This is a genomic window from Variovorax sp. GW822-FHT04A09 (assembly GCF_058801005.1).
On the sequence record NZ_JBXAMV010000006.1, the window covers coordinates 55,245 to 69,443 of the forward strand.

Annotated in this window: 13 protein-coding genes; 9 read left to right on the plus strand and 4 right to left on the minus strand. The window is 68.9% G+C overall.

Translation table 11 applies throughout. From position 1 onward, the window contains the following. Nucleotides 1-16 precede the first annotated feature (16 nt). From AC1RLW_RS25920 to AC1RLW_RS25940, 5 genes are all read left to right on the plus strand, one after another. On the plus strand, nt 17-1,030 hold the full coding sequence (locus AC1RLW_RS25920; RefSeq protein WP_493195617.1) for a Bug family tripartite tricarboxylate transporter substrate binding protein: 1,014 nt from the start codon (nt 17-19) through the stop codon (nt 1,028-1,030). Next, a complete protein-coding gene (locus AC1RLW_RS25925; RefSeq protein ID WP_493195618.1) occupies nt 1,027-2,259 on the plus strand; it encodes a CaiB/BaiF CoA transferase family protein in 1,233 nt (410 codons plus the stop codon). The genes AC1RLW_RS25920 and AC1RLW_RS25925 overlap by 4 nt, the downstream gene beginning before the upstream one ends. Beyond that, nucleotides 2,256-3,425, plus strand: a complete 1,170-nt coding sequence (locus tag AC1RLW_RS25930) for an acyl-CoA dehydrogenase family protein (RefSeq protein ID WP_493195619.1) — start codon at nt 2,256-2,258, stop codon at nt 3,423-3,425. Before AC1RLW_RS25925 ends, AC1RLW_RS25930 begins: the two co-directional genes overlap by 4 nt. A 10-nt stretch (nt 3,426-3,435) precedes the next feature. After that, nucleotides 3,436-3,732 (plus strand): acylphosphatase, encoded by a 297-nt coding sequence (locus AC1RLW_RS25935; protein ID WP_493195620.1) that lies wholly within the window; start codon nt 3,436-3,438, stop codon nt 3,730-3,732. A 164-nt stretch (nt 3,733-3,896) separates the two neighbouring features. Continuing rightward, nucleotides 3,897-4,817: a hydroxymethylglutaryl-CoA lyase gene (locus tag AC1RLW_RS25940; protein WP_493195621.1), complete on the plus strand. Its 921-nt coding sequence runs from the start codon at nt 3,897-3,899 to the stop codon at nt 4,815-4,817. A gap of 13 nt (nt 4,818-4,830) precedes the next feature. Here the strand turns inward: AC1RLW_RS25940 and AC1RLW_RS25945 are convergent, their stop codons facing one another. Genes AC1RLW_RS25945 through nirB form a run of 4 tightly spaced genes read right to left on the minus strand, consistent with a single transcriptional unit; the run spans nt 4,831 to nt 10,343 of the window. Next, the gene (locus AC1RLW_RS25945; RefSeq protein WP_493195622.1) at nt 4,831-6,582 is read right to left on the minus strand and encodes a bifunctional protein-serine/threonine kinase/phosphatase; all 1,752 of its coding nucleotides are present in this window, start codon (nt 6,580-6,582) and stop codon (nt 4,831-4,833) included. A gap of 17 nt (nt 6,583-6,599) precedes the next feature. Further along, nucleotides 6,600-7,412 (minus strand): formate/nitrite transporter family protein, encoded by an 813-nt coding sequence (locus AC1RLW_RS25950; protein WP_493195623.1) that lies wholly within the window; start codon nt 7,410-7,412, stop codon nt 6,600-6,602. 45 nt (nt 7,413-7,457) lie between these two features. Further along, nucleotides 7,458-7,799: a nitrite reductase small subunit NirD gene (nirD, locus tag AC1RLW_RS25955; RefSeq protein WP_062477342.1), complete on the minus strand. Its 342-nt coding sequence runs from the start codon at nt 7,797-7,799 to the stop codon at nt 7,458-7,460. A 24-nt stretch (nt 7,800-7,823) separates the two neighbouring features. Continuing rightward, a complete protein-coding gene (gene nirB / locus AC1RLW_RS25960) occupies nt 7,824-10,343 on the minus strand; it encodes a nitrite reductase large subunit NirB (RefSeq protein ID WP_493195624.1) in 2,520 nt (839 codons plus the stop codon). 449 nt (nt 10,344-10,792) lie between these two features. Here nirB and AC1RLW_RS25965 point away from each other — a divergent pair, with 449 nt between their 5' ends. The 4 genes from AC1RLW_RS25965 to AC1RLW_RS25980 all read left to right on the plus strand — a co-directional run bounded on the left by AC1RLW_RS25965 (nt 10,793) and on the right by AC1RLW_RS25980 (nt 14,090). Continuing rightward, nucleotides 10,793-11,281: a YbaK/EbsC family protein gene (locus tag AC1RLW_RS25965; RefSeq protein WP_062477348.1), complete on the plus strand. Its 489-nt coding sequence runs from the start codon at nt 10,793-10,795 to the stop codon at nt 11,279-11,281. Continuing rightward, nucleotides 11,278-11,547, plus strand: a complete 270-nt coding sequence (locus AC1RLW_RS25970; RefSeq protein WP_082818188.1) for a DUF1289 domain-containing protein — start codon at nt 11,278-11,280, stop codon at nt 11,545-11,547. Before AC1RLW_RS25965 ends, AC1RLW_RS25970 begins: the two co-directional genes overlap by 4 nt. Further along, entirely contained in the window at nt 11,544-12,182 is a 639-nt protein-coding gene (locus AC1RLW_RS25975) for a 2-hydroxychromene-2-carboxylate isomerase (RefSeq protein WP_095746907.1), read from the plus strand. Before AC1RLW_RS25970 ends, AC1RLW_RS25975 begins: the two co-directional genes overlap by 4 nt. A 213-nt stretch (nt 12,183-12,395) precedes the next feature. Next, complete coding sequence (locus AC1RLW_RS25980) at nt 12,396-14,090, plus strand: MFS transporter (RefSeq protein WP_062477354.1); 1,695 nt, start codon at nt 12,396-12,398, stop codon at nt 14,088-14,090. The last annotated feature ends 109 nt before the right edge of the window (nt 14,091-14,199 follow it).

The following is a 14,199-nucleotide window of genomic DNA, read 5'->3' on the forward strand; positions in this document are numbered from 1 at the left end:
CCCCGGAGACACAACCATGCAGACGAAGAACGCGACAAAAACAGTCGCGGTGGAAAGCCGCCGCCGTTTCATTTCCATCGGCGCTGCGGCGGGCCTCGTGGGCGCCGCGCCCTGGGCCTTCGCGCAGGACGGCGGCTATCCGAAGCAGCCGATCAAGCTCGTCGTACCCTTCGCCGCCGGCAGCGGCACCGACGCGGTGGCGCGCATCACCGCGCAGATGCTGGGCGAGGCGCTCAAGGCCTCGGTGATCGTCGACAACCGGGCCGGCGCCAGCGGCGTGATCGCGGCCGAGTTGGTGGCCAAGGCGCCGCCCGACGGCTACACGCTCTTCATGACGACCAACACCACGCACTCGGCCAACCCGAGCCTGATGAAGTCGCTGCCCTACGACCCGGTGAAAGACTTCGCGCCCGTCAGCCGCATGGGCAACCTGCCGTTCATGCTGGTGGTGAACAACGACCTGCCGGTGAAGAGCGTGGCCGAGCTGCTGGCCTGGGGCCGCGCGCATCCCGGCAAGCTCACCTATGCGAGCGGCAACAGCACCGGCATCGTGAGCGGCGCCACGCTGTCGCGCATGAGCGGTATCCCGATGCTGCACGTGCCCTACAAGAGCACGCCGCCGGCCATCGCCGACCTCATCGGCGGACAGGTGTCGATGATGGTGGTCGACCTCGCCGCGGGGCTCGCCACGGTCAAGGCCGGCAAGATGCGCGCCATTGCGGTCACCACGCAGGAGCGCACCAAGCTCTTTCCCGAACTGCCGCCGCTGGCCGACACGCCCGAGCTCAAGGGCTTCGACATCACCTCGTGGAACGGCGTGTTCGCGCCGGCCGGCACGCCGCGCGATGTCGTGCTCAAGCTCAACAAGGCGCTGTCGGAGATGGCGAACGGCGCTGCCTTCCGCGAGCGCGTGACGAAGCTGGGCTTCGATGCGTTCGGCAGCACGCCGGAAGAACTCGGGGCCTTCACCGTGTCCGAGCTGGCGAAGTGGAAGAAGCTGATCCAGGCCGCGGGCATCCAACCCGAATGAGCGCGACCGGTTCTCTCGGCCCCCTCGAAGGCATCCGCATCCTCGACCTCACGGCCGTGGTGATGGGCCCGTACGCCACGCAGACCCTCGGCGACCTCGGCGCCGACGTCATCAAGGTCGAGCCGCCGTCGGGCGACAACCTGCGCGCCGTCGGCCCGATGCGCCATGCCGGCATGGGCGCGATGGCGATGCACCTGAACCGCAACAAGCGCTCCATCGTGCTCGACCTCAAGCAGCCCGAAGGCCGTGAGGCCTGCCTGCGGCTCGCGGCGGGCTGCGATGCGCTCATCTACAACACGCGCCCGCAGGCGATGGCGCGGCTGGGGCTCGGCTACGAGGCCGTGGCCGCGGTCAATCCGAAGATCGTCTACCTCGGTGCCTTCGGCTACGGCGAAGAAGGCCCCTATGCCGGCAAGCCCGCGTACGACGACCTGATCCAGGGCGCGGCCGGCGTCGCCTCGCTCTTCGCGCAGCAAAGCGGCGGCGCGCCGCGCTACGCGCCCGTCACGCTGGCCGACCGCGCCGTGGGGCTGCAGGCCGCCATCGCGCTGCTCGCCGCCGTGCTGAGCGCGCAGCGCACCGGCAAAGGCCAGGCCGTGGAAGTGCCGATGTTCGAGGCGCTCTCGCAGTTCGTCATGGGCGACCACCTCGGCGGCCACAGCTTCGAGCCGCCGCTCGGGCCCACCGGCTACGCGCGCCTGCTCGCGGAGCACCGCAAGCCCTACGCCACGGCCGACGGTTACCTCGGCGTGCTCATCTACAACGACAAGCACTGGCAAGCCTTCTTCGACGTGATCGGCCGGCCCGAGCTGCGCAGCTCGCCGATGTTCGGCACGCACACGGCGCGCGCCGCGAACATCGGCGCGGTCTACGCGTTCGTGGCCGAGGTGATGGCCACGCGCGGCAGCGACGAATGGATGGCGCTGCTCGAAGCCGCCGACATTCCCGTTGCGCGCCTGCACACCACCGAGAGCCTGCTCGACGACCCGCACCTGCGCGCCGTCGATTTCTTCCCCGAGTTCGACCACCCGAGCGAAGGCCGCATCCGCACGCTCGCGCCCGTCGGCCGCTATAGCGCCACGCCCGCGGCGATCCGCCGGCCCGCGCCGCGCATCGGCGAACAGAGCGTCGAGCTGCTGCGCGAAGCGGGCTATGCGGACGACGCCATCGACCGCATGCTCGCGCGCGGCGTCACGCTGCAGCCGGAACCCACGAAAGACAGCGAATGAATTTCTCCCTGAACGAAGACCAGCGCTCGCTCGTCGCGGCCATCGAGCGCCTGTGCGAAGACTTCCCCATCGACTACTGGCGCGACCACGACGACCGCGCCGTGTTCCCGCACGAATTCCACCGCGCCGTCGCCGACAGCGGCTGGCTCGGCATCGCCATGCCCGAGGCGCAGGGCGGTGCGGGGCTGGGCATCACCGAGGCGGCGCTGATGATGCGTGCCATCAGCGCGTCGGGCGCGGGCATGTCGGGCGCGTCGTCGGTGCACATGAACATCTTCGGCCTCAACCCGGTGGTGGTGTTCGGCACCGAGGCGCAGCGCCAGCGCTTCCTGCCGCCGCTGATCGCGGGCACCGAGAAGGCCTGCTTCGCCGTGACCGAGCCCGACGCGGGGCTTGACACCACGAGCCTCAAGACGCAGGCGGTGCGCCAGCCCAGCGGCAGCTACCTGCTGCACGGCCGCAAGATCTGGATCTCGACCGCGCAGGTGGCCGACCGCATGCTGATCCTCACGCGCACCACGCCGCTCGATCAGGTGAAGAAGCCCACGCAAGGCCTCACGCTGTTCTACACGGCGCTGGACCGCAACAAGGTCGAGGTGCGCGAGATCCACAAGCTGGGCCGCGCGGCGGTCGACTCCAACATGCTCTTCATCGACGGGCTCGAAGTGCCCGAGGAAGACCGCATCGGCGAGGAAGGGCGCGGCTTCGAATACATCCTGCACGGCCTGAACCCCGAGCGCATCCTGATCGCGGCCGAAGCCATCGGCATCGGCCGCGCCGCGCTGCGCATCGCGGCGCAGTACGCGCAGGAGCGTGTCGTGTTCGGCCGGCCCATCGGTCAGAACCAGGGCGTGGCGCACCCGCTCGCGCGGGCCTGGGCCAACCTGGAGGCGGCCGACCTGATGATGCTCAAGGCCGCCACGCTGTACGACGCGGGCGAGCCCTGCGGCATCGAGGCCAACGCCGCCAAGTACCTCGCGGCCGAGGCGGCGCACGACGCCTGCCAGAACGCCGTGCTCACACTGGGTGGCATGGGTTACGCGAAGGAATACCATGTCGAGCGCCTGCTGCGCGAGAGCTACATTCCGCGCATCGCGCCGGTCAGCCCGCAGATGATCCTGAACTTCATCGCCGAAAAAGCACTGGGGCTGCCGAAGTCGTACTGACCCACTTTCCATGAACGCCCACGCCACCATCACCCGCCATCTCGTCGTCCACGGGCTCGTGCAGGGCGTGGGCTATCGCTGGTCGATGGTGCAGGCCGCGCAGCGGCTCGGCGTGCGCGGCTGGGTGCGCAACCGGCGCGACGGCAAGGTCGAAGCGCTCGTGGCCGGCGAGGCCGATGCGGTCGAGGCGCTGGTGCACTGGGCGCGCCAGGGGCCGGCCGGTGCGCGCGTGGAGGCGGTCGATGTGAGCGAGGCCGAAGCCGCGAGCGATCTGCCCGACGGCTTCGCGCAGCGCGAAACCGTCTAGCGGCTGTTTTCCTGCGGGGCCGGCCGGTTGGCACCATTTGCAACCCCACAGGCGCGCATTGCTACCTTCCGCGACTTGTGTACCAAGCAGCGCAAGCCCATGTGTCGGACAATCGAAGCCGGTTTTTCATCCCCCTCCCGCGACAGCGACACCAGAGACATCCCATGAAACTCCCCACCCAGGTCAAGCTCGTCGACGTCGGTCCGCGCGACGGCCTCCAGAACGAAAAGCAACCCGTGTCCGCCGAGGTCAAGATCGGTCTCGTGCACCGCCTGCAGGACGCCGGCCTGAAAGAGATCGAGGTCACCAGCTTCGTCTCGCCCAAGTGGGTGCCGCAGATGGCCGACAACGCCGAAGTGATGCACGGCATCCAGCGCAAGCCGGGCGTTCTCTACTCGGTGCTCACGCCCAACATGAAGGGCTTCGAGGCCGCCATTGCCGCGCCGCGCGAAGAGTGGCCCGACGAGATCGTGGTGTTCGGCGCCGCGAGCGAGGCCTTCAGCCAGAAGAACATCAACTGCTCGATCGCCGAGAGCATCGAGCGCTTCGCACCCGTGGTCGAAGCGGCGCGCGCCAAGGGCATCGCCGTGCGCGGCGCGATGTCGTGCACCGTGGGCTGCCCCTACGAAGGCGAGATCGCGCCGGCCAAGGTCGGCTACCTCGCGCAACTGATGAAGGGCATCGGCGTGCAGCGCGTGGACGTGGCCGACACCATCGGCGTGGGCACGCCGCGCAAGGTGCAGGCGGCCATGGAGGCCACGCTGGCGCACTTCGATGTCGACGCCATCTCCGGCCACTTCCACGACACCTACGGGCAGGCGCTGGTCAACACGCTGGCGGCGCTCGAGCTGGGCGTGTGGAACTTCCAGTCGTCCTCGGCCGGCCTGGGTGGCTGCCCCTACGCCAAGGGCGCGACGGGCAACGTCGCGACGGAAGACGTGGTCTACATGCTGCACGGCATGGGCATCGCCACCGGCATCGACCTGGACAAGCTCATCGACGCGGGCGTGTACATCAGCGAAGCGCTGGGGCGCGAGCCGAACTCGCGCGCCTCGAAGGCGATCCGCACCAAGCGCGCGGGCTGAGCCTTCTTATTTCTCAGCGCCCGAAGGCGCGCAGCCCCAGCAGCAGCACCACCGCCGCGGCCAGCAGCACGGTGGTGCACTGCCAGAAGAGCACGGGGCGGCGCTCGATCAGCGGCGGCATCCGCGCGCTCCAGAACTCCGGGCCCGGCGCGCGCAGGTCGTGCGCGAACTCCGACACCGCCTGCTGCCGCTTCGCGGCCTGCGGGTGCAGCGCCTTCTGCAGCACGGCATCGACCCACGCGGGCAGCTCGGGCCGCAGGTGGCGCACGGGCACATAGCGCAGCCGCCCCACGTCGGCTTGCGTGCGGATGCGTGACACCTGCAGGCCGTAGGGCAGCTGCCCGCACAGCATCTGGTAGACGATCGCGGCCAGCGAGAACAGGTCGGAGCGCGCGCTGCCGCCGTGGCCGGTGAAGTACTCGGGCGCGGTGTACTGCAGCGTGCCTTCGATGGCGAGCGCGCGGGCCTCGCCGCTGCCGTCGGCCAGGCCGGCCACGTGGGTCGCGGCCAGGTCGATGATCTTCACGGTGCCGGTGCGGTCGATCATCACGTTCTCGGGCCGCAGGTCCTGGTGCAGCATCTCCTTGCCGTGCAGCGCCTGCAGCCCGCGCGCCAGCTGCGCGACGATGCCGCGCACGCTGTCCAGGTCGGGCCGGGGGTGGTCGACCATCCACTGCGCGAGCGTGTGGCCGTCGACGTACTCCATGGCCACGTACAGGTGCGCGCGCGGGCGCTGGACGGCGCTGGCCTTGAGCACGTGCGGGCTGTCGATGCGCCGCGCCACCCATTCCTCGAGCACGAAGCGGTCGAGGTAGCCGGGGTCGTCGCGCAGGTCGACCGACGGCAGCTTCAGCACGGCGGGCTGGCCGGTGGCGTCGTCGGTGGCCAGGTAGACGTGGCTGCGCGCGCTCATGTGCAGCTCGCGCACGAGGCTGAAGCCCTCGAAGCGCGCCCGCGGCGTCAGCGCCGGCGGCATCGCCAGGCCCTCGCGCTGCAGCTGCGCGGGCGGCGCGGCGGCGTCGGGCAGTTCGTCGATGCGCAGCAGCTGCACGGTGATGTCGTCGGTGCTGCCCCGGGTGCGCGCGGCCTCGGTGAGCCAGCGCGCTGCCGCGTCGAAGTCGTCTGCGTGGAGCGCCAGCGCCTCGTGCACGGCGGCGGCGTCCAGGTGCGTGTAGGCGCCGTCGGTGGCCAGCAGGTAGACCTCGCCGACCTCGGCTTGCCAGCAGCGGTGGTCGATCTCGACATGGGCGCCCGCGCCCAGCGCGCGCCCGAGGTACGACTCCACCGACGACACGCGCACGCGGTGGTCCTCGGTGAGCTGTTCGAGCGCGCCGGCATGCAGCCGGTGGATGCGCGCGTCGCCCACGTGCAGCAGGTGCGCGTCGCGGCCCTTGAGGATCAGCGCGCTGAAGGTGCAGACGTAGCCGCTGTCCTTGTCGAAGCGCGCGTCGCTGCGCATCGTCTGCGCATGCAGCCAGGCGTTGGTGGCGCCCAGCACGCGCTGCGCCGCGCGCTGCACCGACCAGGTGTCGGAGGTGGCGTAGTAGTCGTCGAGAAAGCCGCGCACGGCCGCCGCGCTCGCCACCTGGCTCACGCGGCTGGAGCCGATGCCGTCGGCCAGCGCCACGGCGATGCCCTTGGACACGCGCAGCGCGCCCTCGGGCAGCATGGCGCCGTGGAAGTCCTGGTTGACCGGCGCGTGAAGCCCCGCCAGCGAATGCTGGCCGAGCGTCACGCGCAGCTGCTTGCGCGGCGGCGCGGGCATGCGAACGATGCGGTGGCTCAGCTGGCGACGCGCTTGGCCGCCGTCTTGTAGTGCGTGGCGTACAGCGTGAGGCCCACGAAGGTCAGGCCGCCGACGAGGTTGCCGATCACGGTGGGCAGTTCGTTCCAGATCAGGTAGTCCATGAAGGTGAACTTGCCGCCCAGCATCAGGCCGGCGGGGAACAGGAACATGTTGACGATGGAGTGCTCGAAGCCCATGTAGAAGAAGACCATCACGGGCATCCACATGCCGATGGCCTTGCCCGACACGGTGGTCGACATCATGGCCGCGACCACGCCGGTCGAGACCATCCAGTTGCACATCACGCCGCGGATGAACAGCGTGAGCATGCCGGCCGCGCCGTGCGCCGCATAGCCGACGGTGCGGCCTTCGCCGATGTGGCCGAGCTTCTCGCCGATGGCGTTGGGCGCCTCGCTGAAGCCGAAGGTGAAGATGATCGCCATGAACACCGCGACCGTGAGCGCGCCCGCGAAGTTGCCCACGAACACCAGGCTCCAGTTGCGCATCACGCCGGCCCAGGTGGCGCCGGGGCGCTTGTCGAGCACGGCCAGCGGCGCCAGCGTGAACACGCCGGTGAGCAGGTCGAAGCCCAGCAGGTACAGCATGATGAAGCCGACCGGGAACAGCATCGCACCCACCAGCGCATTGCCGGTGTTCACGGTGATGCTCACGGCGAAGGCCGCGGCCAGCGCGAGGATGGCGCCGGCCATGTACGAGCGGATCAGCGTGTCGCGCGTGGACATCAGCAGCTTGGATTCACCGGCGTCGACCATCTTGGTCACGAATTCGGCAGGGGCGAGGTAGGCCATTCGGGGTCCTTGGAGAGAGGCTGAAAAAATCGGAAGAGGGCGGCGTCAGGCCAGCGCGACGAGCACGCGGCCGTCTTCGACGCGCACCGCATGCGCGCGCACCGAGTGCTCGGGCGCCTCCAGGCATTCGCCGCTGCGCAGGTCGAAGTGGTTCTTGTAGAGCGGCGAGGCCACGACGATGCGCTCGCCCAGGCTGCCGACCAGCCCGCGCGAGAGCACGCTGGCGCCGGCCTTCGGGTCGACGTTGTCGATGGCGAAGAGCGAGGGCTCCTGGCCGACGCGAAAGATCGCGACATGCACGCCGTCGACCAGCGCGCACACGCCGGTGTCGGGGAGGATGTCGCCGGCGGCGCACACGGCGGTCCAGTTCAGGGTGTCGGTGGTCATGGGGTTTCCTTCGTTGTCGGTCGCTCAGGCGGCGCTGGTCTCGCGGCGTTCCTCGGGGCGTGCGGGGCGGTTCTGGCCGCGCTCCTGCACGAAGACGATGTGCTCGTCGGGCTTCTCGCTGTTCACGAAGGAGCGGAAGCGCTGGCGCGTGGCGGGGTCGTTCACCGCGGTCTTCCATTCGCACTGGTAGGTGTCGACCACGTGCTGCATCTGCGCCTCGAGCTCGGCGCCCAGGCCCAGCGTGTCCTGCAGCAGCACGCCCTTGAGGTAGTCGAGGCCGCCCTCGAGGTTCTCGCGCCAGGTGCTGGTGCGCTGCAGGCGGTCGGCCGTGCGCACGTAGAACATCAGGAAGCGGTCGATCATGCGGATGAGGTCGGCCTTGCTCAGGTCGCTCGCCAGCAGCTCGGCATGGCGCGGCTTCATGCCGCCGTTGCCGCACACATAGAGGTTCCAGCCCTTGTCGGTGGCGATGATGCCGACGTCCTTGCCCTGCGCCTCGGCGCATTCGCGGGTGCAGCCCGACACGCCGAACTTGATCTTGTGCGGCGCGCGCAGGCCCTTGTAGCGGTTCTCCAGTTCCACGGCCAGGCCGACGCTGTCGTCCACGCCGTAGCGGCACCAGGTGGAGCCCACGCAGCTCTTCACCGTGCGCAGCGACTTGCCGTAGGCATGGCCCGACTCGAAGCCGGCGGCGATGAGTTCTTCCCAGATGGCCGGCAGCTGCTCGACGCGCGCGCCGAACATGTCCACGCGCGCCCCGCCGGTGATCTTGGTGTACAGGCCGTACTTCTTCGCAACCTGGCCCACGGCGATCAGCCCCTCGGGCGTGACCTCGCCGCCGGGCATGCGCGGCACCACGGAGTAGGTGCCGTCCTTCTGGATGTTGCCCAGGAAGTAGTCGTTGCTGTCCTGCAGGCCGGCCAGGTCTTTCTTGAGCACGAACTCGTTCCAGCACGAGGCGAAGATGCTCGCGGCGGTCGGTTTGCAGATGTCGCAGCCCAGGCCCTTGCCGTGCTTGGCGAGCAGGTCGGCGAAGCTGCGGATCTCGCCCACGCGGATGAGGTGGTACAGCTCCTGGCGCGAGTAGGGGAAGTGCTCGCACAGGTGGTTGTTCACGGCCATGCCGCGCTTGGCCATTTCCATCTTCATGACCTGCGTGACCAGCGGCACGCAGCCGCCGCAGGTGGCGCCGGCCTGGGTGCAGGCCTTCATCTCGGCGGGCGTGCACACGCCCTGGCCCACGGCCTCGCAGATCTGGCCCTTGGTGACGCTGTTGCAGGAGCAGATCTGCGCGCTGTCGGGCAGGGCCTCGACGCCCAGGCCCGGCTTGGCCTTGCCGTCGCTCGACGGCAGGATCAAGAACTCGGGCTCGTCGGGCAGTGCGATGCCGTTGAGCGCCAGCTGCAGCAGCGTGCCGTACTCGCTGGCGTCGCCGACCAGCACCGCGCCCAAGAGCTGCTTGCCGTCTTCGCTGACGACGATCTTCTTGTAGACCTGCTTGCGCTCGTCGATGTACTGGTAGGCGCGCGACTTCGGCGTCTTGCCGTGCGCGTCGCCGATGCTGGCGACGTCGACGCCCATCAGCTTGAGCTTGGTGCTCAGGTCGGCGCCGGTGAAGGCGGCGTCGTCCTGGCCGGCGATGTGGCGGGCGGCCACGCGCGCCATGTCGTAGCCCGGTGCGACGAGGCCGAAGGTCTGTTCGTTCCACGCCGCGCATTCGCCGATGGCGTAGACGTTGCGATCGCTGGTGCGGCAGTGGCTGTCGATCGCCACGCCGCCGCGCGGGCCCACGGCCAGCAGGCTCTGGCGTGCGAGTTCGTCGCGCGGGCGGATGCCGGCGGAGAACACGATCATGTCGGTCTCCAGGTGCGTGCCGTCGGCGAACACCATGCGGTGCCGCGCGCTCGCGCCGTCGGTAATTTCTACCGTGTTGCGGCCGGTGTGCACGTGCAGGCCCAGCGCCTCGATGCTGCCGCGCAATGCACGGCCGCCGCCTTCGTCGACCTGCACCGCCATCAGGCGCGGTGCGAACTCGACCACGTGCGTTTCCAGGCCCATGTCGCGCAGCGCCTTGGCGCATTCCAGGCCCAGCAGGCCGCCGCCCACCACCACGCCGCTGCGCGATTTGGCGCCGCAGGCCTTCATGGCGTCGAGGTCCTCGATGGTGCGGTAGACAAAACAGTTCGGTCGGTCGCGGCCCGGCACGGCCGGCACGAAGGGGTTGGAGCCGGTGGCCAGCACCAGCTTGTCGTAGGCGATCACCTCGCCGTCGGCCGTGGTGACGGTGTTGTTGCGCCGCTCGACGGCCACGGCCCGCGCGGCCAGGCGCAGCGTGAAGCCGCTGCGCTCGAAGAAGCCGGGCTCGACCAGCGACAGGTCGTCGGCCGTCTTGCCGGAGAAGTATTCGGACAGGTGCACCCGGTCGTAGGCCGGGCGTGGCTCTTCGCACAGCACGGTGACCTGTGCGTCGGGAATGCCGAGCGTGTGGAGTTGCTCGAGGAACTTGTGGCCGACCATGCCGTGGCCGATGACTGCGATCTTCATTGGGGGTCCTGCACGCAACCGGCCCTGGAAGGCGCCCCCGCAGCCGCTGTCGAACAGACAGCGTCGTTGGGGCCCCCGCGACGGAACGGATGCGAAATGGGTTGGAGCAGACGAACCGGCGGCGGGCGGCCATCGGTGCGCTTGAACCCCGCCGTCGTTAGCGGAGGCATTGCGAACCCGCCGCAGAGGCCGGTGGGTCGCCACCGTGTTCAGCAATAAGCGTGCCGCGCTCAAAAGCCCGTGTGGCGGGCCTTGTCGGCCGATGGCGCACCGAAATCGGACCGGGGCCGGCACGCCGCGCACGGGCGTCGTGCGCCGGCGCTCTCCGCATTGGTGCGCCGGGGTGCAGGGGCGCAAGGGGGCGGCGGCGCCGGTGCGCGGGGCTTTTCCGTATGCTCGGGGCCTTGCAACGCAGGGCGAACGCCCCCACGAACCTCGAAGAACTTGCCATGTGCGGCTCCGAACTCCATTCCCTCCCTGAAGGTGTCCAGCGCGTCTCCCGCGTGCTGCAGGACGCCGGCCATCCCCATGCGCCCCGCATGCTCGACGACGCCTGCCGCACCGCGCAGCAGGCCGCCGACGCGCTCGGCATCTCGGTCGGTCAGATCGCCAAGAGCATCATCTTCCGGCGCAAGAGCGACGAGGCGGCGGTGCTGGTCATCACCTCGGGCGACAAGCGCGTCGACGAGAAGAAAGTCGACGCCATCGTCGGCAAGACCGGCCGCGCCGACGCCGACTTCGTGAAGGCGCGCACCGGCTTCACCATCGGCGGCGTGTCGCCGGTGGGCCATGTGACCAAGCCCGTGGTGCTCATCGACCGCGAGCTGTTCCGCTTCGAGGAGATCTGGGCCGCCGCGGGCCATCCGCACGCGGTGTTCCAGCTGCACCCGACCGATTTAGAGAAGCTCACCGGCGCGCCGGTGGCCGACGTGGTGTGAACTTCGACGAAGCGCATGCGCTTGCCGAGCGCGCAGGCACCGTGCAGCGCATGGACGGCGAGGTGCCCTCGCCGTGCTCGTCGGTGTGTCGCATGGACCGCCTGAGCGGCTTCTGCGAAGGGTGCCTGCGCACCATTCCCGAGATCGCCGGCTGGAGCAAGATGGAAGACGACAGCCGCCGCCAGGTGTGGCGCGCGATCGAACTGCGGGCCCAGGCCGGCATCTGGCGCGTGCCCGAACCCACCACAGGAGACCACGACGCATGAAGCACATCGACTTCTATCTCGATTTCATCTCGCCCTACGCGCACCTGGCGTTCGAGCACCTGCCCGAGGCGCTCGAAGGCCTGAGCGTGAGCGTGGCCTACAAGCCCGTGCTGCTGGGCGCGCTGCTCAAGCACCACGGCCAGCTCGGGCCGGCCGAGATTCCTTCGAAGCGCAGCTGGACCTACCGCCACGTGCTGTGGCTGGGCCAGGCGCACGGCATCCCCATCGAGATGCCGGCCTCGCACCCCTACAACCCGCTGCCGCACCTGCGCCTGGCCGTGGCCACGGGCGACGACGGCAGCATCAGCCGCCTGGCGGCCGAGACCCTCTTTCGCCATGTGTGGCGCGGCGGCGAAGAGGCGGGCGATGCCACGCGGCTGGCCGCGCTCACCGCGCAGCTGCAACCGAAGCGCGACGTGAACGGCGACGACAACAAGGCCCTGCTCAAGCGCAACACCGACGAGGCGGTGGCACAGGGCGTGTTCGGCGTGCCGTGCTACGTGGTCGACGGGCGCCTGTTCTGGGGCTTCGACGGCCTCGCGATGCTGCGCGCCTACCTGCAGGGCGATGCCTGGTTCGACGGTCCGCAATGGACCGGTGCCGACCAGCGCCCCTCGTTGCTGCGCAAGAGCTGAGGCTTTTTTGCTGCTTCGCAGCAAGGACTGAGGACAAACCCGCGCAGGGTCCTTGTTTCTTACAAGCTGAAACGAGCAGCGCGGGTTTCACCCTAAACCGTAAGCGCCCGTTCAGTTTCGCGAAAGCCTCGGGTCAGTCGCGCCTCCAAGAATGCCCCACGGTCCCGAATGCCGGGAACCGATGGACGCATACATACACACCAGGAGACGACGATGGCAGCCACGCTAGATTCAAGGGGAGTGCCGCATCCGGCCCCCCGGCCCATGTCCGCGGAGGAGAAGAAGGTCATCTTCGCCTCCTCGCTCGGCACCGTGTTCGAGTGGTACGACTTCTATCTGTACGGTTCGCTCGCCGCGATCATCGCGAAACAGTTCTTCAGCGGCCTGGATGCGGGCGCGGCCTTCATCTTCGCGCTGCTGGCGTTTGCCGCCGGCTTCCTGGTGCGTCCGTTCGGCGCCATCGTGTTCGGCCGCCTGGGCGACATGATCGGTCGCAAGTACACCTTCCTGGTGACGATCCTGATCATGGGCCTGTCGACGTTCATCGTCGGCCTCTTGCCCAGCTACGCGACCATCGGCGTCGCGGCGCCGGTGATCCTGATCGCGCTGCGCATGCTGCAGGGCCTGGCGCTCGGCGGCGAGTACGGCGGTGCTGCCACCTATGTGGCCGAGCACTCGCCGCACGGCAAGCGCGGTGCCTACACCTCGTGGATCCAGACCACGGCCACGCTCGGCCTGTTCCTGAGCCTGATCGTGATCCTGGGCGTGCGCACCTGGCTCGGTGAGCAGGCGTTCGGCGAGTGGGGCTGGCGCATTCCGTTCCTGGTCTCCATCCTGCTGCTGGCCATCTCGGTGTGGATCCGCCTGACGCTGTCGGAGTCGCCGGCCTTCCAGAAGATGAAGGCCGAGGGCAAGACCTCGAAGGCACCGCTGGCCGAATCCTTCGGCCAGTGGAAGAACCTGAAGATCGTGATCCTGGCGCTGATCGGCCTCACGGCCGGCCAGGCCGTGGTCTGGTACTCGGGCCAGTTCTACGCGCTGTTCTTCCTGACACAGCAGCTCAAGGTCGATGCGACCACCGCCAACCTGATGATCGCCGCCGCGCTGCTGCTCGGCACGCCCTTCTTCGTGGTGTTCGGCACGCTGTCCGACAAGATCGGCCGCAAGCCGATCATCATGGCCGGCTGCCTGCTGGCCGTGGTCACCTACTTCCCGGTCTTCAAGATGCTGACCGAAGCCGCCAACCCCGACCTGGCCCGCGCACAAGCCACGGCCGGCGTCACCGTGACGGCCGACCCGAAGACCTGCTCGTTCCAGGGCAACCCGGTGGCCCGCGAGATCGACTTCAAGAGCTCGTGCGACATCGCCAAGCGCTACCTGGTGCAGAACTCGGTGAGCTACGAGAACGTGGCCGGCGCGCCCGGCTCCGCGGCCGTCGTGAAGATCGGCGACAAGACCGTCGAGGCGCCCACCGGCGTGGTCGCGAACTCCAAGTTCGACGAGACCAGCGTCAAGGCCATCGCCGCCTTCAAGAAGGGCGTGGCCGAAGACCTGAAGGTCGCCGGTTACCCGTCCAAGGCCGATCCCGCCAAGATCAACAAGGTGCTGACCATCGTGCTGCTGTTCTGGCTGGTGCTGCTGGTGACCATGGTCTACGGCCCGATCGCCGCGATGCTGGTCGAGATGTTCCCCACGCGCATCCGCTACACCTCGATGAGCCTGCCGTACCACATCGGCAACGGCTGGTTCGGCGGCCTGCTGCCGACCACCGCCTTCGCCATCGTGGCCTCGACCGGCAACATGTACAACGGCCTGTGGTACCCGATCATCATCGCGGGCATCACGCTGGTGATCGGCACGCTGTTCATCCGCGAGACCAAGGACGTGGACATCTACGCCAACGACTGATCGGCGGCATCTGGAGGGGGCCGCGCGGCGGCTGCCCTCCGTTCAACAAAGAGGCTTCATGCCCCGCGGCATGAGGCCTTTTTCTTGAACCCTCTTCATCCCCCGTTTC